This is a genomic window from Brachybacterium sp. J153 (assembly GCF_036311905.1).
In the GTDB taxonomy this organism is placed as follows: Bacteria; Actinomycetota; Actinomycetes; order Actinomycetales; family Dermabacteraceae; genus Brachybacterium.
Window position 1 is genome coordinate 87,593 of sequence record NZ_JAZDCH010000025.1, and the last position, 21,026, is coordinate 108,618.

The window sequence follows — 21,026 nt, forward strand, 5'->3', positions numbered from 1 at the left end:
CTGCGACGCCCGGCGCGGGATGACCCGTCGATGGTCGATGTCCGCGGCGATCATCGTCGGCCCGCGGCCTCGCCGGGCCGACCCGGGAAAGGGGTCCGGCTCAGGACCCGGCCCCGGCCCCCTCGGCACCCTGCTCGCCGTCCTCGGGCGGCAGCGTCCCCCAGCGCTCCACGACCACGCCGAGGACCCCGAGGGCGAGCCCCGCGAGGGCCGCGGCGGCGGTGGGCAGGATCCCGCTCAGCGGGTCGCCGGTGCCGGTGATGGTCAGGAACAGCGCCTGGCCGCTGAACAGCCCGCCGACGACCGCCCCCGTGTACGCGCAGGCCCGGGCCAGCAGCACCGTGCGATACGCGGTGGGCAGGTCGATCTGATGCCGGCGCCGGGTGAGACTGGGGTGCAGGCGCCGCTCCTCGCTCTCGGCGAGATAACGGCGCATCGGCAGGCCGTAGGCGAGGAGGACGGCGCACAGCACCAGCTCGACCAGCGTGGTCAGCCAGCCGGCGATCGGCAGCGAGTGGCCGCGCGTGGCGAGGGTCTCCATCATCTGCGCACCCAGTCCGGCGCCGACGACGGTGATCAGCACCAGCGCCGGGATGCTCAGCGGCTTCATGGACGCCCGAATCCCGCGATCTCGGGGCCCGGGGCGAGATCGCCACGATCCGCGGCGCCCTCGAGCAGGGCCGCGATCGAGCCGTGTCCGGGCAGCTCGGCCTCCGGCCGGGCCGCATGCCACGGGGCGAGCACGAACGCGCGCTCGTGGGCGCGCGGATGCGGGAGGGTGAGCTCCTCGTCCGCGCTGCGCAGGTCGCCGTAGGCGATCAGGTCGACGTCCAGGGTGCGCGGCCCCCAGCGCACGAGCCGCTCCCGGCGCGCCTCCCGCTCGAGGCGGTGGGCGAGGTCCAGCAGGGCGAAGGGGCCCAGCGCGGTTCGCACGCCGACGACCGAGTTCAGGAAGGCCCCCTGCCCGTCGGGACCGCCGACGGGGGCCGTCTCGAGCACGGGTCCGGTCCATTCGACGTCCACCAGCGGGTGCGCGGCGAGGGAGGCGAGGGCCCGCTCGAGGATCTGCACGCGGTCGCCGAGGTTGCCGCCGAGGGCGAGGACGCCGGACACCGGGGCCGCGTCGCGCTCGATCGTGACGGTCACATCGCCGATGGGTCGGCCGACGGGGGCCGCGGGCTTGTGGATCCGCACCCCCACCCGGCGCACCAGCGGACGTCCCACGTCCTCGAGGATCCGCGCGGCGATCCGCTCGGCGAGCGTCTCCACGAGGTCGTGGGAGCCGGTCGTGATCTCCTCGGCGACCGCCTCGGCGACCACTGCGTAGTTCACCGTGCGCGAGAGGGCGTCCGCCCGACCCGCGGGGCCGGTCCACAGGTGCAGCGTGACGTCGGCGCCGAACTCCTGCCCCAGCTCCTTCTCCGCCGCGAGCACGCCGTGGCGGCCCCAGGCGCGGATGCCGGACACCTCGATGCGGTCCAGCAGGCCGTCGGCGCCGTCGCGCGGCACGCTCTGCACGATCGGGCTCATGCGCGCCTGCTCCGGCGCAGACGATCCCCGACCCGCACCGCGGCCACGGTGGGCTGCACGGAGTGGACGCGCACGGCCCAGGCGCCGCGTTCGGCGCTGTAGGCGCTGATCGCCGCGGTCGCGGCGTCGCGATCCACGCCGAGCGCGCTCACGAATCGCTTGCGGGAGGCCCCGATCAGCACCGGCAGACCGTGGGAGGTCAGGGAGTCCCAGTCGGCGAGGACCTCCCAGTTCTGCTCGCCGGTCTTCGAGAACCCGAGCCCCGGGTCGGCGACCAGGAAGCGGTCCTCTACGCCGGCCGCGCGCAGGGCCGTCAGCCGGTCCTCGAGCTCGGCGGCGCTGTCGCGCGCGACGTCGCCGTAGTCGGTCAGCCGGTTCATCACGTCGCTGTGCCCGCGCCAGTGCATCGCCACGAACACCGGCGGGGTGCCCAGGCGCGTGCGCAGCGTGGCGGCGATGGTGCCCATCTCGGCGTCGGCGAGCCCCGCGGAGACGTCGTTGACGATCAGGGCGCCGGCCTCGACGCTCGCCACCGCGACGGCCGCGCGCATCGTGTCCACGCTGACCACGACGCCCTCCGCGGCGAGGGCGCGGACCACCGGGACCACCCGGCGCAGCTCCTCCTCCTCGTCCACGCGGGGCGCACCCGGGCGGGTGGACTCGCCGCCGATGTCGACGATGTCCGCTCCCTCGGCGACGAGCCGTCGACCGTGGGCGATCGCCTCCGGCGCGCGATCGTGCTCCCCGCCGTCAGAGAAGGAGTCGGGCGTGACGTTCAGGACGCCCATGACGAGGGTGTCGTCGCCGCCGAGCCGGGCGGGCAGGCCGTCGGGGCCGCGTCGCGGGGTGCGGTCCATCTCAGCGTCCTCGATGGATGAGGCTCATCGCCTCCGCACGGGTGCTCGCGCTGTCGCGCAGCATGCCCCGCACGGCGCTGGTGACGGTGTCGGCGCCCTCGGCGCGCACGCCGCGCATCGACATGCACATGTGCTCCGCCTCGATCACGACGATCACCCCGGCGGCGCCCAGCTCCTCGGCGAGGGCATCGGCGATCTGGGAGGTCAGGCGCTCCTGCACCTGGGGGCGCCGGGCGTAGACGTGCACCAGGCGGGCGAGCTTGCTGAGTCCGGTCACGGCACCGCCGCCGGGGATGTATCCCACGTGGGCGGTGCCGATGAACGGCAGCAGGTGGTGCTCGCACATCGAGTGGAAGCGGATGCCCCGCACGAGCACCAGCTCCTGGTGCTCGATCTCGAAGCGGGTCGAGAGCGGCTCGCGCGCATCCTGATCGAGGCCCTCGAAGACCTCGGCGTACATGCGGGCGACCCGGGCGGGGGTGTCTCTCAGGCCGTCGCGGTCGGGGTCCTCGCCGATGCCGGCGAGGATCTCCCGGACCGCGGCCTCGACGCGGGCGTGGTCGACGGCCACCTCAGTGGTCCGTCCCGCCGGTCGCGTCGTGCCCCGGGGCGCCGGGGATCGCGGGGCCGTCACCGCCCGGATGCGGCAGCTCGGGAGCGCCGGGCTGCAGGGACTCCCCCGCGTCATGGGACTCCGCGCCGGTCGCGGTGGTGGTCGCGCCGACGGTCGGGGCCTCGAGGGCCGGGCGCTCGGCGCTCGAGACCCACACCTCGCGCAGCGGGCGCTTGCGCACGTCGCGGAAGATCTCGGCGAGCTCCGCCTCGTTCAGGGTCTCCTTCTCGAGGAGCTCCTCCACCAGGCGGTCCAGCACGTCCCGGTTCTCCACGATCACGGCCCAGGCCTCGTCGAGCGCGGCGTCGAGGAGCTTGCGCACCTCCTGGTCGACGAGGGTCGCGGTCTCGCCGCTGAAGCGGGGCGCCTGGCCCTGCTGCATGCCCACGAACACCTCGTCCTGGTCGCCGGAGAGCGCGACCTGGCCGACGGCCTCGCTCATGCCCAGCTGCATGACCATGGTGCGGGCGATCTTGGTGGCGTTCTGCAGGTCGGAGCTGGGGCCGGTGGTGACGTCGTGGAAGATCGACTCCTCCACCGCGTAGCCGCCCATCGCGTACGCGAGGCGGTCCAGCAGCTCGTTGCGGGACTGGTAGTTGCGGTCCTGGGTGGGCACGACCATCGTGTAGCCGCCGGCCTGGCCGCGCGGCAGGATCGTCACCTTGGTGACCGGGGCGGAGTTGTTCATCGCCGCCGCGACCAGGGCGTGGCCGCCCTCGTGGTACGCGGTCATCTGGCGCTCGCGCTCCGTCATGACCTTCGAGTAGCGCTGCGGGCCCATGGAGACGCGGTCGATCGCCTCGTCGAGCGCCCGGTTGTCGATGATCTGGTTGCCCGAGCGGGCCGTCAGCAGCGCCGCCTCGTTGAGCACGTTGGCCAGGTCCGCGCCGGACATGCCGATGGTGCGCTTGGCGACGGCCTCGAGGTCGACGTCGTGCGCGAGCGGCTTGCCCTTGGCGTGCACCCCGAGGATGTGCAGGCGGCCCTTGAGGTCCGGGGCGGTCACCGCGATCTGGCGGTCGAAACGGCCGGGGCGCAGCAGGGCCGGGTCGAGGATGTCGACGCGGTTGGTCGCGGCGATGAGGATGACGTTCTGGTTCTCGTCGAACCCGTCCATCTCCACGAGCATCTGGTTCAGGGTCTGCTCGCGCTCATCGTGACCGCCGCCCATGCCCGCGCCGCGATGGCGGCCGACGGCGTCGATCTCGTCGATGAAGATGATCGCCGGGGCGTTCTCCTTCGCGGTGGTGAACAGGTCGCGCACGCGGCTCGCGCCGACGCCCACGAACATCTCCACGAAGTCCGAGCCGGAGATCGAGTAGAAGGGTACGTTCGCCTCGCCGGCGACGGCCTTGGCCAGCAGCGTCTTGCCGGTGCCGGGCGGGCCGTAGAGCAGCACGCCCTTGGGGATCTTCGCGCCGACCGCCTGGTACTTGCCCGGGTCGACGAGGAACTGCTTGATCTCGTCGAGCTCCTCGACGGCCTCCTCGGCGCCGGCGACGTCCGCGAAGGTGACCTTGGGGGCCTCCTTGTTGAACAGCTTCGCCTTGGACTTGCCGAACTGCATCGCCCGACCGCCGCCCTGGGCGTTCATGATCAGGAACCAGAACAGGCCGATGAATATCAGCAGCGGGAGGAAGGACAGCAGCAGCGTGGACCACCAGGACGAGGTGGCGATCTCGTCGGTGTAGCCCTTCTCGGGCTGCGCCGCGTCGACGGCCTGCACCACGGCCTCGGCGCGGGCGTCGACGTAGCTGAAGCGGACCTGGGTGCCCTTGTCCTCCTCGCCGTCGACGTACGGCTCGGTCAGCACGAGGTCGACACGCTGCTGGTTGCCGCCGATGATGCGGGCCTGCTCGACGGTGTCGCCCTCGAGCAGGGCGAGGCCTTGCTCGGTGTCGATCTGCTGGTAGCCGTCGCGGCCGAAGAGAGTGAAGAGCGCCATGCCCAGGAGCAGGGCCACCAGGATCCACAGGGCGATCGAGGTGAACGGCCGCTTCCTGCGGCCGCGGGAGGAGGTCTCGGCCATGATCAGCTCTCGTAGACGGAGCGCTTGAGGACGCCGACGTAGGGCAGGTTGCGATACACCTCGGCGTAGTCGAGCCCGTAGCCGATGACGAACTCGTTGGGGATGTCGAAGCCGACGTAGCGGACGTCGATCTCGACGCGCGCCGCCTCGGGCTTGCGCAGCAGGGTGCAGATCTCGACGGACTTCGGCCCCCGGGAGCGGAGGTTGGAGAGCAGCCACTTGAGCGTCAGGCCCGAGTCGATGATGTCCTCGACGATGAGCACGTTGCGCCCGGAGATGTCCGCGGAGAGGTCCTTGAGGATGCGGACGACCCCGGAGGACTTGGTGCCCGAGCCGTAGGAGGAGACGGCCATCCAGTCCATCTCCACCGTGAGGTCCACGGCGCGCGCGAGGTCGGCCATGACCATGACCGCACCCTTGAGGACGCCCACGAGGATCGGGGGCTCGTCCGCGTAGTCCGCGGCGATCTGTGCGCCGATCTCGCTCAGCCGGTCGCTGATCTGCTGCTGATCCAGCAGGACGCGCTCGACATCGGGGTGGATGTGCGTCTGGGGCACGCGGTACTCCTCGGTGGAAGGTGTGGGTGCGCCGCCGCGGCTCACGGATCCGACCGGCGCCACACCAGCAGGCCGTCGCGGCGAGCGACCTCGATCCTACCCGGAACGGGCACGCCTGCCTGACCGTGCCATGAGACGACGAGGGCATCGAGGGCGAGCACCTGGCGGCGCAGCAGGGACTTGGTCGCGGGGACGGCGCCGAGCTCGCGCGCCGCGGCCTGTGCGGCGCGGGTCGCGTCGCGCAGGATCCGGGTGCGGACCGGGGCGGGCAGCGCGGCGAGGGCGTGCACGTCGAGCAGCAGCAGATCGTCCTCGGTCCGCAGCGCGCCGCCGTCCCGCCGCAGCGCCTCGAGCCCGTCGCGGGCGGCGGCGTCGAGGTGGTCGACGTCGGGTCGCACGAGGTCCGCGGTACGGGCGAGGTTCTCGTCGATCTGCTCGCCGAGGATCTCCCGCAGCAGCGGCAGCGCCCGGTGCCGCACGCGCGCTCGGAGAAGGGTCTCGTCGGCGTTCATCGGGTCCTCCCACCACTCGAGGTCGTGGAGGCGGCAGATCTCCTCGGTGTCTCCGCGGCGCAGGGCCGTGGTCTCGTCCCGGCCAGTGCCCAGGAAGGGCCGCAGGAGCGGGCCGCGCGCCCGGGGGATGCCCGCGAGGGCGCGCGGTCCGGCACCGCGGGCGAGTCCCATGAGCACCTGCTCCGCCTGATCGTCGAGGGTGTGGCCGAGGAGGAGGGCGAGGCCGCCCCGGTCGGCGAGGAGGAGCTCGAGGGCGGCGTGGCGGGCGTCGCGGGCCGCGCTCTCCAGTCCACCGGGGGCGTCGCGGTCCACGGCGACGCGGAGCACGTGGGCGGTGGCGCCGAGCCGCTCGGCCTGGTTGGCGGCGCGCTCGGCGACCTGCGCCGAGTCGTGCTGCAGGGCATGGTCGACGATCGCCGCCTCGGTCTCCAGCCCCATCCGCTCCCCCACCCAGCGGGTGGTCGCGAGCAGCGCCAGGGAATCCGCGCCGCCGCTCACGCCCACGAGCAGCCGGGGGGCGAGAGTCCCGGCGGCGGTGTCGTCGGCCAGCTGCTCAAGGCGCGCGGTGAGCGCGGCGCGCACCGCGGTGCGGGCCCGGGCGACGACGGGGGGCGGACCGGCCATCAGGAGTCCTGCACCATCTCGGCGGCGACCTGGTCGACGGCGGCGCGGGCCGCCGCGGCGTCGGCGCCGTCGAATCCGTGCACGACGATCGAGTAGGCGACGATGCGGCCGTCGGGCAGCACCGTCACCCCGGCGAGGGTCGAGGCGCCGCCGAGGTAGCCGGTCTTGCCGCGCACCACGCCGCGGGCGACCTCGGTGTCCTCCTCGTCGAAGCGGGAGGCGAGGGTCCCGGAGAGCCCGGCGATCGGGACGTCGAAGAGGATCTGCTGCAGCTGGGGGACGGTCCCCGCGGCCACCTCGCCGAGGACCGCGGCCAGCAGGGCGGGAGGGACCCGGTTGTCGCGCGAGAGTCCGGAGCCGTCCCGGATCTCGAGCGCTTCGAGGTCCGCCTCGGGGACGCCCGCCTCGGCGGCGAGCTCGCGCACCTCGGCCTCGACGGCGGCGGCCGCGGACTCCGGGGTGGTCGCCTCGCCGCGGCCCAGCGCCACGAGGTGGGCGAGGAGCTCGGCGGTGGTGTTGTCGGAGATCTCCAGGGTGTGCCGGACGATCTCGCCGATGCTCTCGGAGTGCACCTCGGCGGCGGGGGCGTCGGCCGGGGCCTGCCCCGTGGTGATCTCGCCGGTCACCGTGAGGCCCTGCGCGCCGAGGAGCTGGGCGAAGAGCGCGGCGGCGTCGCCCGCGGGGTCGGTGGACTTCGGGCCGTACTGCTCCGCATCCAGCCACCCCTCGTCGACGGCGAGGGAGGCGGTGGGCGCGACCCAGCCGCCGGCGGTGCCGTTCGCGCCCCAGGCCGGGTTCTGCCCGCCGACGATGTAGTCCGCGTCGAGCACGAGGGACACCTCGGTCGTGCCCTGCTCCCGGGCGAGGGCCGCAGCGTCCTCGGCGAGCCCGCGCAGGTCCTCTTCGGAGAGAGTCATGTCACCCCCTCCCTGGAGGGTGATGGTGCCGTCCTGCACCACCGCCCGCGTGGTGAGCACCTCCTCGCCAGTGTAGAGCCGCAGCACGGCGGCGGCGGTGAGCAGCTTGAGGGTGGAGGCGGGGATCCGCGCGGTGTCGGCGTCCCGCGCGGCGATCTGCTCCCCGGTCCCGACGTCGACGACGGAGAAGGCGAGACCGCCGGCGACCACCGGCAGATCCGCATGCGCGGCCATGCGCTGCTCCAGGTCAGCGGACTGATCGGCGTCGACCCCGGAGGTGATGGTGGGGCCGGGCTCGGCGGGGGTGACGCGCTCGAAGCCCTCGGCGCGAGCCGGGGGACCCGCCGCGGTCCCCTCTTCCCGACGCTCGAGGGTGAGCACACCGGGGAAGGCGTCGGTGAGGTCGCCGAGCACGTAGAAGCTCGCCGGCACCGCGGCGCACAGCACGATCGCCGTCGCCCGCCATACCCGGTCAGATGCCCTGAAGCCCATGGCCTTAACGATATGGTGTCCCGGTCAATACCCAAGGCCTCAGGGCCGGAGCAACGGAGCGGCTGTCGTGGAATTCGACGTGACCATCGAGATCCCTCGCGGGAACCGGAACAAGTACGAGGTGGACCACCACAACGGGCGCATCCGTCTGGACCGCATGCTGTTCACCGCCACCCGCTATCCGGATGATTACGGATTCATCGAGGGCACCCTCGGCGAGGACGGAGACCCGCTGGACTGCCTGGTGTTGCTCGAGGAGCCCACGTTCCCGGGCTGCCTGATCCGCTGCCGCGCGCTCGGCATGTTCCGCATGCGCGACGAGGCCGGCGGCGACGACAAGATCATCGCAGTGCCGGTGGGCGACCGCCGCCAGGTGCGCCGCCAGGAGCTGACCGACGTCTCGGAGTTCCACCGCCTCGAGATCCAGCACTTCTTCGAGGTCTACAAGGACCTCGAGCCCGGCAAGAGCGTCGAGGGCGCCCACTGGGAGGGCCGCTCCGACGCGGAGGCGGAGATCCGCCGCTCGTACCAGCGCGCGATCGGCACCGAGCACGCCAACGAGTTCACGCAGGACGTCTGATCCCCGAGGGGCCGTCCTCGGTCCCCGCGACGCGAGAGCGGGCCGCCCCGATCGGGGCGGCCCGCTCCTGCGTTATATGTCGTCGCGCATCGTGATCCGTGGGCCGTGGCGCCGGTAGCGGAGTCCCGCGTGCTCAGGCCTCGAGGCGGCCGGGGTCGCCCGCGATCTCGCCCTCGAGGAGGGTGGCCTGGGAGAAGATCTCCTGCATCGCCTCGACCACCGAGCGCGAGACGGCGCGCGCCCCGAGCCCGCCGAGCAGGGCACCGATGCCGAAGGGCAGCAGGCGCACCAGCCACAGCCCGCCGGCGCGGCGGACGACGGTGCGGCGCACCCGACGGGAGATCTCCCGCGAGACGAAGCCGGGGATCAGCCCGCCGCCGCCCCCGCCGAGCAGCGAGGACCAGCGCACGCCCTGCTTGCCGAGCGAGCGCGCGATGATCTCGGCGCCCCGCTCCCCCGACAGCACGCTCATCAGCACCAGGCGGCGGGTGTTGCGGTCGGACATGTCCAGGCCATGGATGTCCGCCGCGGCGAGGGTGAGGAAGGCGCACGCCTCGGCGAAGGAGACGCCCTCGCCGATGCTCAGGCCGACGGCGGCGGCGGTGCCGAGACCGGGCAGGGCGGCGACGCCGCCGATGCCCGCCCCGGTGAGGGTCATCAGGCCGGTGAAGCGCCCGGTGACCTTCTCCAGCAGCTCCCGATCGGTCGCCTCGGGATGCTTCTCGCGCAGGCGCAGGACGTAGGAGTGGGCGAGCGGCGCCTGGACCCGCAGGGCGGTGTCGAGGACGGCCAGCCAGCGCTCGTCGAGCTGCTCGGCGAAGCCGTCGTCGGCGAGCTGAGAGGGCTCGGGCAGGTGCTGGGGGCTCGAGGTCACGGTCGGCTCCGTTTCGTCGGACGGGTCCCGGAGGGCTCCGGGGAACAGGATCACGCTACCGCCGGGCGGGCCCCGAGATGCGCACCTCGCCCTCGCCGAGCGACGTGATCTCGCCGGTCAGCCGGAGGCGGCGCACCGCCTCGGGGAGGTCGGCGTAGTGGTGCACGTAGCCGGTCTCGATGAAGGAGCGCGGCACGGACACGTCATGGCAGAGGGTGCCCGCGAGGTGATCGGTCTCGTGCTGCAGGATGCGGGCCGGCCAGCCCACGTGCTCCTCGTCAACCTCGCGCATCCTCCCGTCGCCGAGCAGTTCGAGGGCGGTGAGCCGCACGCGGCGGGAGCGGGCCACGATCGAGCTCCAGCCGTCGACCGACAGGCACCCCTCCCAAGCGTAGACGCGCTCGTCGCCGAGGGGCTCGACGACGGGGTCGAGGAGCGCGCGCAGGGGCACGGGGGTGCGCTCGAGCAGCCGGTCCTCCGGGTCGCCGTCCTCGCCTGCGTAGCGGTCCTCGATCACGAACAGCCGCAGCGGCAGGCCCACCTGCGGGGCGGCGAGGCCGACGCCCGGCGCCTCGCGCATGGTGAGGGCCATCGCCCGGACGAGCTCGCCGAGCAGCTCTGGCTCGAGGCGATCGCGCGCGTCGACGGCGGTGCGGCGCAGGGCCGGGTGCCCGGCCTGAACGATGCGCAGGGGGTCCGTCGGTCGGGCGCGACGATCGAGGATCTTCCGGGTCAGCTGGGTGATGTCCACCGCGCCAGTATCCCGCAGTCCGGACGGTCGCGTCCGGAGCCGGTGAGAGATGGGATACACTCTTTCCGCCGGTGCAAGGACGCACCCTCACGGATGCGAATCCCCTGGACCGGTGACCTATTCACTTCACAACGGATCGTCCGGCACGTACCTGCCGGTGAAGGAGAAACACCATGGCAACAGTCACTTTCGACAACGCCTCCCGCATCTACCCGGGCCAGGAGCGCCCCGCGGTGGACAACCTCAACATCGAGATCGGTGACGGCGAGTTCCTCGTCCTCGTCGGCCCCTCAGGTTGCGGCAAGTCGACCTCGCTGCGCATGCTCGCGGGTCTCGAGGAGATCGACGCGGGTCGCATCCTGATCGGCGATCGCGACGTCACCGACGTCCCGCCGAAGGACCGCGACATCGCCATGGTGTTCCAGAACTACGCCCTGTACCCGCACATGACCGTCGCGGACAACATGGGCTTCGCCCTGAAGATCGCGGGCACCCCCAAGGCCGAGATCCGCAAGCGCGTCGAGGACGCCGCCGCGATCCTGGACCTCACCGAGTACCTCGACCGCAAGCCGAAGGCGCTCTCCGGTGGTCAGCGCCAGCGTGTGGCCATGGGTCGTGCGATCGTCCGCTCGCCCCAGGTGTTCCTCATGGACGAGCCGCTGTCCAACCTGGACGCCAAGCTCCGCGTCTCGACCCGTACCCAGATCGCCTCCCTGCAGCGTCGACTCGGCGTCACCACCGTGTACGTGACCCACGACCAGACCGAGGCCATGACCATGGGCGATCGCGTGGCGGTGCTCGACCGCGGCGTGCTCCAGCAGATCGACTCGCCCCGCCGCATGTACGACCACCCGAACAACGTGTTCGTGGCCGGCTTCATCGGCTCCCCGGCGATGAACCTCCTCGAGGAGTCCCTCACCGACCAGGGCGTCCACTTCGGCGGCGCCGTGCTGCCCGTGGATCGTGCGACCCTCTCGGGCACCGACCAGACCTCGGTCACCGTGGGCGTCCGCCCCGAGGACCTCGAGCTGGTCAGCGACGAGCAGGGCATAGCGGTCGAGGTCGACGTCGTCGAGGAGCTCGGCGCCGACGCGTTCATCTACGGGCGCCGCGCCGGCAGCGACGAGACGACCAAGCCGTTCATCGCGCGTGTCGACGGCCGTCGTCCCCCGGCCAAGGGCGAGACCGTCTACTTCCGTCCGAAGCAGGGCCACCTGCACCTGTTCGACGTGAAGTCCGGTCAGCGCCTGGGCGACCACCCCCTACCCCCCGCAGCAAAGGGGGCCCCGGTTTCGCCGGGACCCCCGTCGCCGTCTCCGCGGGAGGAGGGACATCTTCTCCTTCCGCGGGCTTCCGCGCGCACCCGTTGGCAGTTCGGGGGAGAATGGAGCAATGGCACCACTGGAGATCACTGCGTCCCGGGCGGATCCGGCACTCCTGGACCTGCCCTGGGAACGACCGCTCGAGGACTGGCCGGAGGAGATGCTCGCCGCGCTCCCCCGCGGCATCTCGCGCCACGTCGTGCGCTTCGTGCGGGTCTCGGGGCGCGTGCTCGCGCTCAAGGAGATCAACCATCAGCTGGCACGGCGCGAGTACGACATGCTGCGCGTCCTGGGCCGGCTCGGGATCCCGTGCGTCGAGCCCTTCGCCGTCGTCTCGGGCCGCATCGACGCGAACGGGGACGCGCTCGACGCGGTGCTGATCACCCGGCACCTGCAGTTCTCCCTCCCCTACCGCTCCCTGTTCAGCCAGGTGTCGCAGCAGGAGACCGCGCACCGCCTGCTGGACGCCCTCGCCGTGCTGCTGGTGCGCCTGCACCTCGAGGGCTTCTACTGGGGCGACGTGTCGCTGTCCAACACCCTGTTCCGCCGCGACGCGGGGGCCTTCGCCGCCTTCATCGTCGACGTCGAGACGGGCACCCTCTACGAGAAGCTCAGCGACGGCCAGCGCCGCTACGACGTGGACCTCGCCCGCACCAACATCATCGGCGAGCTGATGGACCTCCAGGCCGGCGAGATGTTCGACCCCGAGGCGGATCCGGTCGAGGTGGGCGACGACCTGGTGCGTCGCTACGAGTCCCTGTGGGATGCGCTGACCGCGCGGGAGCGCTTCGCGGCCGATGAGCGCTGGCGTGTGTCGGCCCGCATCGAGCGGCTCAACGAGCTGGGCTTCGACGTGGGCGAGCTGGAGATCACCACCGACCTCGACGGCACCTCGCTGAGCATCCGCCCGAAGGTTGTCGATGCGGGTCATCACGCCCGGCGGCTCATGCGGCTGACCGGTATCGATGCCCAGGAGAACCAGGCCCGTCGGCTGCTCAACGACCTCGACCAGTACCGGGCCGCGACCGAGCAGCAGGCCGAGGAGGAGGAGTTCGTGGCCCATGAGTGGCTGCAGCGCCAGTACGAGCCGGTGGTGCGGGCGATCCCCCGCTCGATGCGCTCGAAGCTGCAGCCGCCGGAGTTCTTCCACGAGGTCCTCGAGCACAAGTGGTTCCTCTCCGAGGAGGCGGGGCACGACGTCAGCCTCGACGACACGGTGCGGCACTACATCCTCAACGTGCTCATCCATCGGCCCGACGAGAAGTCGCTCATGACCACCGAGACGTCGGCCCTGCCGATCTTCGAGGGCTGAGCGTGGCCCGATGGCGTCACCCACCGGGCCCCGCCCGCTCGCGAACCTGTCCCTGAGCGATCAGCTCCGGGTGGATCGCCTCCCCCAGCGGATCGGCCTGATGATGGTGGGCCTGACCGGCTTCGGGCTCTCCCTCGCGCTGCTCCTCGAGGCGGGCGTCGGCGCGGCCCCCTGGGACGTGCTGCACACCGCGCTCGCGGGACTGCTGGGCACGAGCGTCGGCGTCATGAGCATCGCTGTGAGCTTCATGCTGCTGCTCGCCTGGATCCCCCTGCGGGAGCAGGTCGGGATCGGCACTGTCTCCAACGCGATCTGGGTGGGAGCCAGCATCGACCTCGGCCTGTGGCTGCTGCCGAGCGTCTCGGGCCCGGTCGCGGGGATCGGCATGATGCTGCTGGGCGTGCTGCTCAATGGGATCTTCGCCGCGATGTACATCGGGGCGCAGCTCGGGCCGGGGGCCCGGGACGGCCTCATGACGGGTCTCAGCCGGAGGCTGGGGCGACCCGTCGGTCCGGTGCGGATCGTGCTCGAGATCGCCGTGCTGCTCACCGGCTGGGCCCTCGGCGGTCCGCTCGGCGTGGGGACGGTGGTCTACGCCCTGGGCCTGGGGCCGGTGATCCAGGCGACGCTCCCCTGGGTGACGATCCCGGTGCGCACCGTCGGCGGGCGGCCGGTCGGCCCGGCCGCGGGCCCGAGCCGTGACGACGAGGACGGCGCCGGGGAGGATCCCCCGGCGCTGCCCGCCTGAGACGGAGACGCGGTGCTGCCCGCCCGAGCTCAGGCGCGTCCCTTCTCCGCGCGCACCCCCGAGATCTCGTAGAGCGCGATCGCGGCGGCCACCGAGGCGTTGAGCGACTCGGTGCGGCCGCTCATGGGGATCGACACCACCTGGTCGCAGGTCTCTCGCGCCAGTCGCGAGATGCCCTTGCCCTCGGCGCCGACGACGAGCGCCGCCGGCTGGGTGCCGAGGCTCAGCTCGCGCGAGGTGACGTCGCCGTCGGCATCCAGGCCCAGAACGAACACGCCGCGCTCCTTGAGCTCGACGAGCGCCCGGTTGAGGTTGGTCACCTGGGCGACGCGGACCCGGCCGGCCGCGCCCGCGGCGACCTTCCACACGCTCGCGGTCATCGAGACGCTGCGGCGCTCGGGCAGGATCACGCCGTGCGCGCCGAAGGCGTCGGCCGAGCGGAGGATCGCGCCGAGGTTGCGCGGATCGGTGATGCCGTCGAGGGCCACCAGCAGCGGCGGCTCGAAGGCGTCGGAGGCGATCTGCAGCAGGTCGTCGAGGCTCGCGTACTCGTACGGCGGGATGGTGAGGGCCACGCCCTGATGCACCGCGTGGTCGGTGAGGCGGTCCAGGTCGGTGCGGGAGGCCTCCGCGATGGGCAGGCCGCGCGCGGTCGCCAGGCGCATGATCTCGCGCACGCGCTCGTCGACCTCGAGGCGCTGCATCATGGTCAGCTGGGTCGCGGGGACGTTCTCGGAGAGGGCCTCGAGCACCGCGTTGCGGCCGGCGACCTGATCGCTGCCGGGGACCTTGCGGGCGTTCTTGCCGCCCCGGCCGGCGCCGCCCTTGGCGGGTGCCTTGTAGGCCTTGTGGTAGGGCCGGTCCTCGGCCTTGGGGGTCGGGCCCTTCCCCTCGAGGGCGCGACGGCGCACGCCGCCGGAGCCGACGGTCGCGCCCTTCTTGCTGTGGCGCATGGCGCCACGGCGCGAGCTGTTTCCTGCCATGGGGTGATTCTCCTCAGTGGGTGGTCTCGAGAGTCCAGCGGGCGCCGCCCTGACCGTCCTCGATGCGGATCCCCGCGGCGACCAGCGCATCGCGGAGGGCATCGGCGCGGGCCCAGTCCTTCGCGGCGCGGGCCTGTTCGCGGGCGGCGAGCTGGGTGGTGACGAGGGCGTCGAGCGCGGCGTGCTCGGCGCCGGAGGCCCCCGCGGCCGCGGCCCAGCGGGCCCCGAGCGGGTCCAGCCCCAGCACGTCGAGCATCGCACGCAGCCGGCCGAGGCCCGCGGCGACGGGGCCCTCGGCCCATCCCTCGGAGAGCAGCGTGTTCAGGGCGGACTGCTCCCGGTGGATCACCGCGAGCGCCTCGGGGACCGCGAGGTCGTCGTCCATCGCGGCCACGAAAGCGGCCGGGAGCTCGACCTCCGCGAGCGGGGCGTCGACGGCGGCCAGGGGGTGCCCGGCCAGCAGCTCGGCGGCACGGCGGGCGGTCTGCGTGAACCGCTCCCACACCACCTCCGCTTCGGCCATCGCGCGGGCGTTGTACTCGACGGTCGCCCGGTAGTGCCCGCTGACCAGCGCCAGGCGCACAGCGGGGGTGGGGTGGTCGGCGAGGGCGCGGGCGGCGGTGACGAAGTTGTCGAGGCTCTTGCCCATCTTCAGCCCGTCCACGGTGAGCACGCCCGAGTGCATCCAGCGCTGGGCGAAGCCGTAGCCCGCGGCGCGCGACTGGGCCTGCTCGTTCTCGTGGTGGGGGAAGCGCAGGTCGAGACCGCCCGCGTGGATGTCGAAGGTCTCCCCGAGGTACTTGCGGCTCATGGCGGAGCACTCGAGGTGCCAGCCGGGTCGGCCGCGTCCGAAGGGGGTGTCCCACGAGGCGGTCTCGGGCTCGGTGGCCTTCGCGGCCTTCCAGAGGGCGAAGTCGCGCCGGTCGCGCTTGCCGGGCTCCATCTCCTCGCCGGCGTCCTGCATGTCCTCGAGGGACTGACGGGTCAGCGCGCCGTAGTCCGCGAAGGAGGCGACGTCGAAGTAGACCGAGCCTTCCCCGTCGGCGTAGGCGTGGCCCCGTTCGATGAGGCGCTGCATCAGCTCGATCATCTCCGGGACGTGCCCGGTCGCGCGCGGCTCGTAGGTGGGGCGACGGTTGCCGATGCGGTCCAGCACGTCCTGGAACTCGCGCTCGAAACGCAGCGACCACGCCCACCAGGACGTGTCGGCCTCCGCCGACTTCGCGAGGATCTTGTCCTCGATGTCGGTGACGTTGCGGACGTGCGTGACCGCGTACCCGCTGCGCTCGAGCCAGCGCACCAGCACGTCGAAGGCGAGGAAGGTGCGCAGGTGGCCGAGGTGCGGGGCGCCCTGCGTGGTGGGACCGCAGACATACAGCGACACCGCCCCCTCGCACACCGGGGTGAACGGTGCAGTGGTGCGGGTGGCGGTGTCGTGCAGATGGAGAGTCACAGGGACCAGGGTACTGCCCTGGTGGGGGCTCACTCGGAGCGCGCGCTGACCTGCTTGCCGTAGAGCTCCTCGAAGGTGTCGTCGTAGGACACCGCCGCGGTGCGGCGCTTGCCCTGGACGGCCTGGACCGCGGACTGCGCGGTCTCGATCGTGGTCTCAGGGGCCCTCAGCCGCTTCACGACGAGGAACGCGATGAGGCCGGCGATCGCGCCGAGGAGGATGAACACGCCCGCGACGATCAGGTAGGCGCCCCAGGCGGGGATTCCGGCGGCCTCGAGCCCGCTCGCCGCGGCGAACAGCAGCATCACCCACGCCGAGAGCAGCAGGAAGAGCAGCACCGCGGCGCAGGCGGCGATGATGCCGACCTTGATGCCGAGAGCGGTGAGCTCCTTCTTCGCGATGTCGATCTCGTGGTGGACGACGCCGAGGGCCTCGTCGCGGATGGACTGGACGAGCTCGCCGATGGACCGCTGGGTGGGCGGCGTGCTCGGGTCGTTCGTGGTGTTGATCATGGTCGGAGCCTATCGCAGGGATGAGCAGGTGACGGGAACGCCTCGGGCGCCGACGAACGGGCCGGGGCGCGCGGCCGCTGGCGGGTCAGTCGACGGAGATGCGCTTCCGCTGCGTGGACTCGGGACGGGGGCCGGCCGAGGTCGAGCGGCGCACCACCACAGAGGGGGCGACCGCGAGATCGCGGGGGGCGACCTCGTGGCCGGAGACGCGCTCGACGAGGAACTGCGCGGCGATCGCGCCGAGCCGGTCGGAGTTGGGATCGACGCTGGTGAGCTGCGAGATCCCGGAGTCGGCGAGGGAGGTGTTGCCGTAGCCGGCGACCGCCAGCTGATCCGGCACCGAGTAGCCGGCGTCGCGCGCGGCGGAGAGGACGCCGAGGGCGGTCACGTCGTTCGCGCAGGTGACGGCCGTGGGGACGCGGCTGCCGCGCAGCAGCATCGAGCCGGCGGTCTGCCCCACCTGCTCCGTGAAGTCGCCCGGCTCCACGCGGGCGGTGTCCTCGAGGCCGTGGCGGGCCATCGCCTTGCGGAAGGCGTCGGCGCGCTCGCGGGCCACGGCCGCGCCGACCCCGCCGACGTGGGCGATCTCGCGATGCCCGAGGCCCACCAGGTGATCGACCAGCAGCCCCTGCCCGACCTCGTCGTCGATGCGGACCGTGTCGAAGCGCCCCACGAACTCCTGGGAGCAGCCAATGCCGACGAAGGGGCGGTCCCCGGTCGCGGCGAGCACGCCGTCCATGTCCGCGAGGTCCGAGATCATCAGGAAGCCGTCGACGCCGAGGCTCACGAGCGACTCGATCGCCTCGGTGTCCGCGGCGATCGGGTACTCGGGGAGCCGACGCCGGGTGGGGACGACCACGGCCGAGCGGCCGGTCGCGGCGAGCTCGATGCGGATCGCGCGCACGAGATCGGAGATCCAGGTATTGCGCATGGTGTTGACGAGCACCGCGACGACGCCGCGGTGGTCGTCCGCGTCGCTGAGCTCCTCGAGCGGGAAGCGGAGCCGCTCGGCGGCCTCGCGCACGCGCCGGGCCATGACCGGCTTGATCTCGTCCGAGCCGCGCAGGGCGCGCAGTGCCACGGCGCTCGAGATGCCGACCGAGTCCGCGACGTCGCGGAGGGTCGCGCGGGAGCCGGCCGGCTCGGCGGAAGACTGGGGCTCGTCGGCGGAGGTGCTGTCCTGGGTGCTCATGGGTCCATTGAACCGCATCCCTGCGGGGGATATCCCCCGGCGGAACGGCGGGCGCTCCCGGTGGGTCGGCGCCCCGCCCGGCCATACTGTCGATGCCATGGACGACACCTCCGCCGCGCCGCCCCGCTCGCGCCCACCGCGGCTCACCTTCACCGCCGTGCTCGGCGTGCTCCCCGCCTCGCTCCTCGCCTGGACCTGGGGGGTCGTGAGCATCACCCTGCTGCTGTCCGGTCTCGGCGGCCTCGCCGCCCTCGGCGCCGGCGTGCTGCTGCTCGTGCCCTGGCTGCTGCTGATGCGCGTGGTCGTGCGCTTGGAGCGCCGACGAGTGGTCGCCGTGCACCGCATGGAGGTCATCGTCCCGCAGCGCCGCCGGAGCCGGCGCACCGGTCTCGGTGGCTGGATCCACGACGCCTGGCTCGAGATCTCCTCCGGCCCGTACTGGCGCGGGGTCCTGCACCATCACCTGTCCCTGCTGGTCGCCGCGGTCTTCGCCGGACTCGCCCTCGTCCTGGCCTGGACGGGCTGGACCGCGACCGACATCGCGCTGCGCCACGGCGCGCTCGAGCTCGGGTCCGCCACCCTGCCGCGCTGGGGTCTGGGTCTGATCGGCGGGGGGAGCATCCTGCTGGCGATCCTGGCGCTGGTCCTCGGCGGACTCGCCGACCGCGGCCTCGCCCGCGGCCTGATCTCGGGCAACGAGGAGGACCTGCGGGGCCAGGTGGCCGAGCTCGCCACCCGGCGACAGGGCGCGGTCGACGCCGCCGCCCAGGAGCGGCTGCGGATCGAGCGCGATCTGCACGACGGGGTCCAGCCGCGGCTCGTCGCCCTCGCGATGACCCTGGGCATGGCCCGCTCCGCGATCCGCACCGACCCCGATCGGGCCACCGAGCTGGTCACCGAGGCGCACTCCGAGGCGAAGGCCGTCATCACCGATCTGCGCCAGCTGGCGCGCGGCATCCACCCGGCCGTGCTCACCGACCGCGGTCTGGACGCGGCGCTCTCCGCCCTCGCCGCCCGCTCGGTCACCCCCGTGGACCTCGAGGTGCAGCTGCACGGTTCCCTCGACGCCGAACGGGAGGCCGTCGCCTACTTCGTGGTCTCCGAGGCGCTGACGAACATCGCCAAGCACGCCGGTGCCCAGCGGGCTCGGGTCAGCGTGACCCAGGATCCGTCGACGTTGCGAGTGCGCATCGAGGACGACGGCCGCGGCGGCGCCCAGGTGCGCCGCGACGGGGTCTCCACCGGGCTCGCCGGGCTCACCGACCGCGTGCGCGCCACCGGCGGCCGGCTCGAGGTGACGAGCCCCGCGAGCGGCGGCACCGTCCTTCTCGCCGAGATCCCCACGACGCCCCCGTCGGCCGCCGCGACCGCCGCATCCGCTTCGGATCGTCCCCGCGCGCTGCCCGCCGCCGTGCGTGTCGCGGACCCCGCCCCGGTGCCCGCCGCAGTGTCCGCTGCTGTGCCCGCTGCTGTGCCCGCTGCCGCTCCCGCCCACACCCCCGCCCAGGAGGACCCCCGATGAGGATCGTGATCGCCGATGACGCCGTGCTGCTGCGGGCAGGGCTCGAGCGCCTCCTGACCGAGGCCGGGCACGAGGTGCTCGCCGCCGTCGGCGATGCGACCGCGCTGCTCTCCGCGGTGACCGAGCACCACCCGGACCTCGCCGTGATCGACGTGCGCATGCCGCCCACGTTCACCGACGAGGGCGTGCGCGCGGCGACCCTGATCCGCCGCCAGGACCCCGACGTCGCGCTGCTGGTCCTCTCCCAGTACGTCGAGGAGCGCTACGCCTCGGAGCTCATCGCCGACTCGCCCCGCTCCCTCGGCTACGTCCTCAAGGACCGCGTCGCCGACGTCGAGGACTTCCTCGGCGTGGTCGACGAGGTCGGGGCCGGCGGCACCTGGCTCGACCCCGAGGTCGTCCAGCAGATCTTCGTCCGTTCCCGTCGCCGACGGGTGCTCGAGGCGCTCACCCCGCGCGAGCGGGAGGTGCTCTCGCTCATGGCGCAGGGCCGCTCCAACCAGGCCATCGCCGACACACTGTTCGTCTCTGCCGGCAGCGTCGAGAAGCACATCTCCTCGCTGCTCACCAAGCTCGATCTCCCGCCCGTCGACGGCGAGAACCGACGCGTCATGGCCGTGCTGCGCTACCTGGAGTCCGAGGACCGATGATGACCCCCACAGATCTCGCCCCCGATCCCCGCACCGCACCGGACGACCAGCGCGGGACCCGCCTGGATCCCGCCCGCAGGCTCCGCCCCGACCCCGGACTGGACGCGCTGTGGCGCGTGGCCGCCGCGATCGGCGCGGCGCTGATCGTCCTGCTCCTGCTGGTCGGTCTCGCCGGCTGGTCGCTCGCCCCGCGGCTCGACGCCCGCACCTACTCCGACGTCCCGGCGACCGCGCATCTCGGCTCCCCCACCGCGCTGCAGATCGACAGCGAGGTGAACGACGTCCGCGTGATCCGCAGCGACGACGCCACGGAGGTGACGGTGTCGCTGGTCGAGAAGGGGGCGAGCACCATCCCGCCCGAGGGGACCGTGGTCCGGGCCGAGCTGGCCGTCGAGACGGACGGGACCTCGCGGAGCGTCACGGTGCGGGAGCCGCTGCGCGACTCCGCACTCCCCTGGGAGCGGCAGAACCACGATCTGCTCGTGGTCGTCCCCGCGGCCCTCGCGCCCGCGCTCACGCTGACCGCGGACGTCGGCGACATCGACCTGACCGGGAACTTCTCCTCGCTCACCGTCGAGGCGGGACTCGGCGACGTGACCCTCGATCAGGTCACCGCCCCCGACGGCCTCGGGATCCGCGCCGAGGTCGGCGGGATCGACGTCTCCCTCGCCGGCCCCGTGCCCGGCGGCATCGACCTGTCGACCTCGATCGGCGACGTGACGCTGCGCCTCGCCCCCGATGCGGAGGGTGATGCCGACATCACCGCGGAGACCGGGGACGTCACGGTCCAGGTGCCCGGCTCGGCACGGCGGCAGGTCGAGGTCACCGCGGAAGTGGGCGAGACCCGTATCGACTCCCGCATCACCGGCGCCGCGGGCGAGATCGTCGGGACCCTGCGCGTGGACTCCTCCGTGGGGGACGTCATCGTCACCCGCTGAGCCCGAGCCCCGCACAACGGGGTACCGGATGACCCGCACCGGATGGCAGAGGACCCCG

20 protein-coding genes and 1 pseudogene are annotated in these 21,026 nt (G+C 72.8%); 7 read left to right on the forward strand and 14 right to left on the reverse strand.

The window, feature by feature from the left end; translation table 11 throughout:
• Positions 1-100 precede the first annotated feature (100 nt).
• The 8 genes from V1258_RS11905 to V1258_RS11940 are packed head-to-tail and all read right to left on the reverse strand — an operon-like array spanning position 101 to position 8,131.
• Positions 101-610, reverse strand: a complete 510-nt coding sequence (locus V1258_RS11905) for a DUF3180 domain-containing protein (RefSeq protein WP_329749886.1) — start codon at positions 608-610, stop codon at positions 101-103.
• On the reverse strand, positions 607-1,530 hold the full coding sequence (gene folK / locus V1258_RS11910) for a 2-amino-4-hydroxy-6-hydroxymethyldihydropteridine diphosphokinase (protein ID WP_329749887.1): 924 nt from the start codon (positions 1,528-1,530) through the stop codon (positions 607-609). Before folK ends, V1258_RS11905 begins: the two co-directional genes overlap by 4 nt.
• Positions 1,527-2,387, reverse strand: a complete 861-nt coding sequence (gene folP / locus V1258_RS11915) for a dihydropteroate synthase (RefSeq protein ID WP_329749888.1) — start codon at positions 2,385-2,387, stop codon at positions 1,527-1,529. Before folP ends, folK begins: the two co-directional genes overlap by 4 nt.
• A gap of 1 nt (position 2,388) precedes the next feature.
• Positions 2,389-2,958 carry a GTP cyclohydrolase I FolE gene (folE, locus tag V1258_RS11920; protein ID WP_329744987.1) on the reverse strand — a complete coding sequence of 190 codons (570 nt, stop codon included), beginning with the start codon at positions 2,956-2,958 and terminating at the stop codon, positions 2,389-2,391.
• Position 2,959: 1 nt separating this feature from the next.
• The gene (gene ftsH, locus V1258_RS11925; protein WP_329749889.1) at positions 2,960-5,029 is read right to left on the reverse strand and encodes an ATP-dependent zinc metalloprotease FtsH; all 2,070 of its coding nucleotides are present in this window, start codon (positions 5,027-5,029) and stop codon (positions 2,960-2,962) included.
• Between the two features lie 2 nt (positions 5,030-5,031).
• Positions 5,032-5,586 carry a hypoxanthine phosphoribosyltransferase gene (gene hpt / locus V1258_RS11930; protein WP_329744985.1) on the reverse strand — a complete coding sequence of 185 codons (555 nt, stop codon included), beginning with the start codon at positions 5,584-5,586 and terminating at the stop codon, positions 5,032-5,034.
• 41 nt (positions 5,587-5,627) lie between these two features.
• Positions 5,628-6,722, reverse strand: a complete 1,095-nt coding sequence (gene tilS / locus V1258_RS11935; RefSeq protein ID WP_329749890.1) for a tRNA lysidine(34) synthetase TilS — start codon at positions 6,720-6,722, stop codon at positions 5,628-5,630.
• Positions 6,722-8,131, reverse strand: a complete 1,410-nt coding sequence (locus V1258_RS11940) for a D-alanyl-D-alanine carboxypeptidase/D-alanyl-D-alanine-endopeptidase (RefSeq protein WP_329749891.1) — start codon at positions 8,129-8,131, stop codon at positions 6,722-6,724. The genes tilS and V1258_RS11940 overlap by 1 nt, the downstream gene beginning before the upstream one ends.
• A gap of 67 nt (positions 8,132-8,198) precedes the next feature.
• Here V1258_RS11940 and V1258_RS11945 point away from each other — a divergent pair, with 67 nt between their 5' ends.
• The gene (locus tag V1258_RS11945; RefSeq protein ID WP_329744982.1) at positions 8,199-8,711 is read left to right on the forward strand and encodes an inorganic diphosphatase; all 513 of its coding nucleotides are present in this window, start codon (positions 8,199-8,201) and stop codon (positions 8,709-8,711) included.
• 133 nt (positions 8,712-8,844) lie between these two features.
• Here the strand turns inward: V1258_RS11945 and V1258_RS11950 are convergent, their stop codons facing one another.
• Both V1258_RS11950 and V1258_RS11955 read right to left on the reverse strand, forming a co-directional pair.
• A complete protein-coding gene (locus V1258_RS11950; RefSeq protein WP_329744981.1) occupies positions 8,845-9,585 on the reverse strand; it encodes a hypothetical protein in 741 nt (246 codons plus the stop codon).
• A 55-nt stretch (positions 9,586-9,640) separates the two neighbouring features.
• Complete coding sequence (locus tag V1258_RS11955) at positions 9,641-10,336, reverse strand: peptide deformylase (protein WP_329749892.1); 696 nt, start codon at positions 10,334-10,336, stop codon at positions 9,641-9,643.
• 173 nt (positions 10,337-10,509) lie between these two features.
• Here V1258_RS11955 and V1258_RS11960 point away from each other — a divergent pair.
• The 3 genes and pseudogenes from V1258_RS11960 to yczE form a co-directional block, all read left to right on the forward strand.
• Positions 10,510-11,592, forward strand: a pseudogene (locus V1258_RS11960) (ABC transporter ATP-binding protein); the annotation flags it as partial.
• A 136-nt stretch (positions 11,593-11,728) separates the two neighbouring features.
• Positions 11,729-12,970 carry a DUF4032 domain-containing protein gene (locus tag V1258_RS11965; protein WP_329749893.1) on the forward strand — a complete coding sequence of 414 codons (1,242 nt, stop codon included), beginning with the start codon at positions 11,729-11,731 and terminating at the stop codon, positions 12,968-12,970.
• A gap of 10 nt (positions 12,971-12,980) precedes the next feature.
• The gene (yczE, locus tag V1258_RS11970) at positions 12,981-13,718 is read left to right on the forward strand and encodes a membrane protein YczE (RefSeq protein ID WP_329749894.1); all 738 of its coding nucleotides are present in this window, start codon (positions 12,981-12,983) and stop codon (positions 13,716-13,718) included.
• A 29-nt stretch (positions 13,719-13,747) separates the two neighbouring features.
• On the opposite strand, the gene rlmB is transcribed toward yczE, so the two are convergent.
• The 4 genes from rlmB to V1258_RS11990 all read right to left on the reverse strand — a co-directional run bounded on the left by rlmB (position 13,748) and on the right by V1258_RS11990 (position 17,858).
• Positions 13,748-14,701 (reverse strand): 23S rRNA (guanosine(2251)-2'-O)-methyltransferase RlmB, encoded by a 954-nt coding sequence (gene rlmB, locus V1258_RS11975; protein WP_329749895.1) that lies wholly within the window; start codon positions 14,699-14,701, stop codon positions 13,748-13,750.
• 13 nt (positions 14,702-14,714) lie between these two features.
• The gene (gene cysS / locus V1258_RS11980) at positions 14,715-16,154 is read right to left on the reverse strand and encodes a cysteine--tRNA ligase (protein ID WP_329749896.1); all 1,440 of its coding nucleotides are present in this window, start codon (positions 16,152-16,154) and stop codon (positions 14,715-14,717) included.
• A 29-nt stretch (positions 16,155-16,183) separates the two neighbouring features.
• Entirely contained in the window at positions 16,184-16,666 is a 483-nt protein-coding gene (locus V1258_RS11985) for a phage holin family protein (protein WP_329749897.1), read from the reverse strand.
• Between the two features lie 85 nt (positions 16,667-16,751).
• Entirely contained in the window at positions 16,752-17,858 is a 1,107-nt protein-coding gene (locus V1258_RS11990; protein ID WP_329749898.1) for a LacI family DNA-binding transcriptional regulator, read from the reverse strand.
• Positions 17,859-17,955: 97 nt separating this feature from the next.
• On the opposite strand from V1258_RS11990, the gene V1258_RS11995 reads away from it, so the two are divergent.
• From V1258_RS11995 to V1258_RS12005, 3 genes are read left to right on the forward strand one after another with little or no spacing between them, the layout of a single operon-like run.
• Positions 17,956-19,380, forward strand: a complete 1,425-nt coding sequence (locus V1258_RS11995; protein WP_329749899.1) for a sensor histidine kinase — start codon at positions 17,956-17,958, stop codon at positions 19,378-19,380.
• Positions 19,377-20,030 carry a response regulator transcription factor gene (locus V1258_RS12000; RefSeq protein WP_329749900.1) on the forward strand — a complete coding sequence of 218 codons (654 nt, stop codon included), beginning with the start codon at positions 19,377-19,379 and terminating at the stop codon, positions 20,028-20,030. The genes V1258_RS11995 and V1258_RS12000 overlap by 4 nt, the downstream gene beginning before the upstream one ends.
• On the forward strand, positions 20,030-20,968 hold the full coding sequence (locus V1258_RS12005; protein ID WP_329749901.1) for a DUF4097 family beta strand repeat-containing protein: 939 nt from the start codon (positions 20,030-20,032) through the stop codon (positions 20,966-20,968). The genes V1258_RS12000 and V1258_RS12005 overlap by 1 nt, the downstream gene beginning before the upstream one ends.
• Positions 20,969-21,026: the final 58 nt, after the last annotated feature.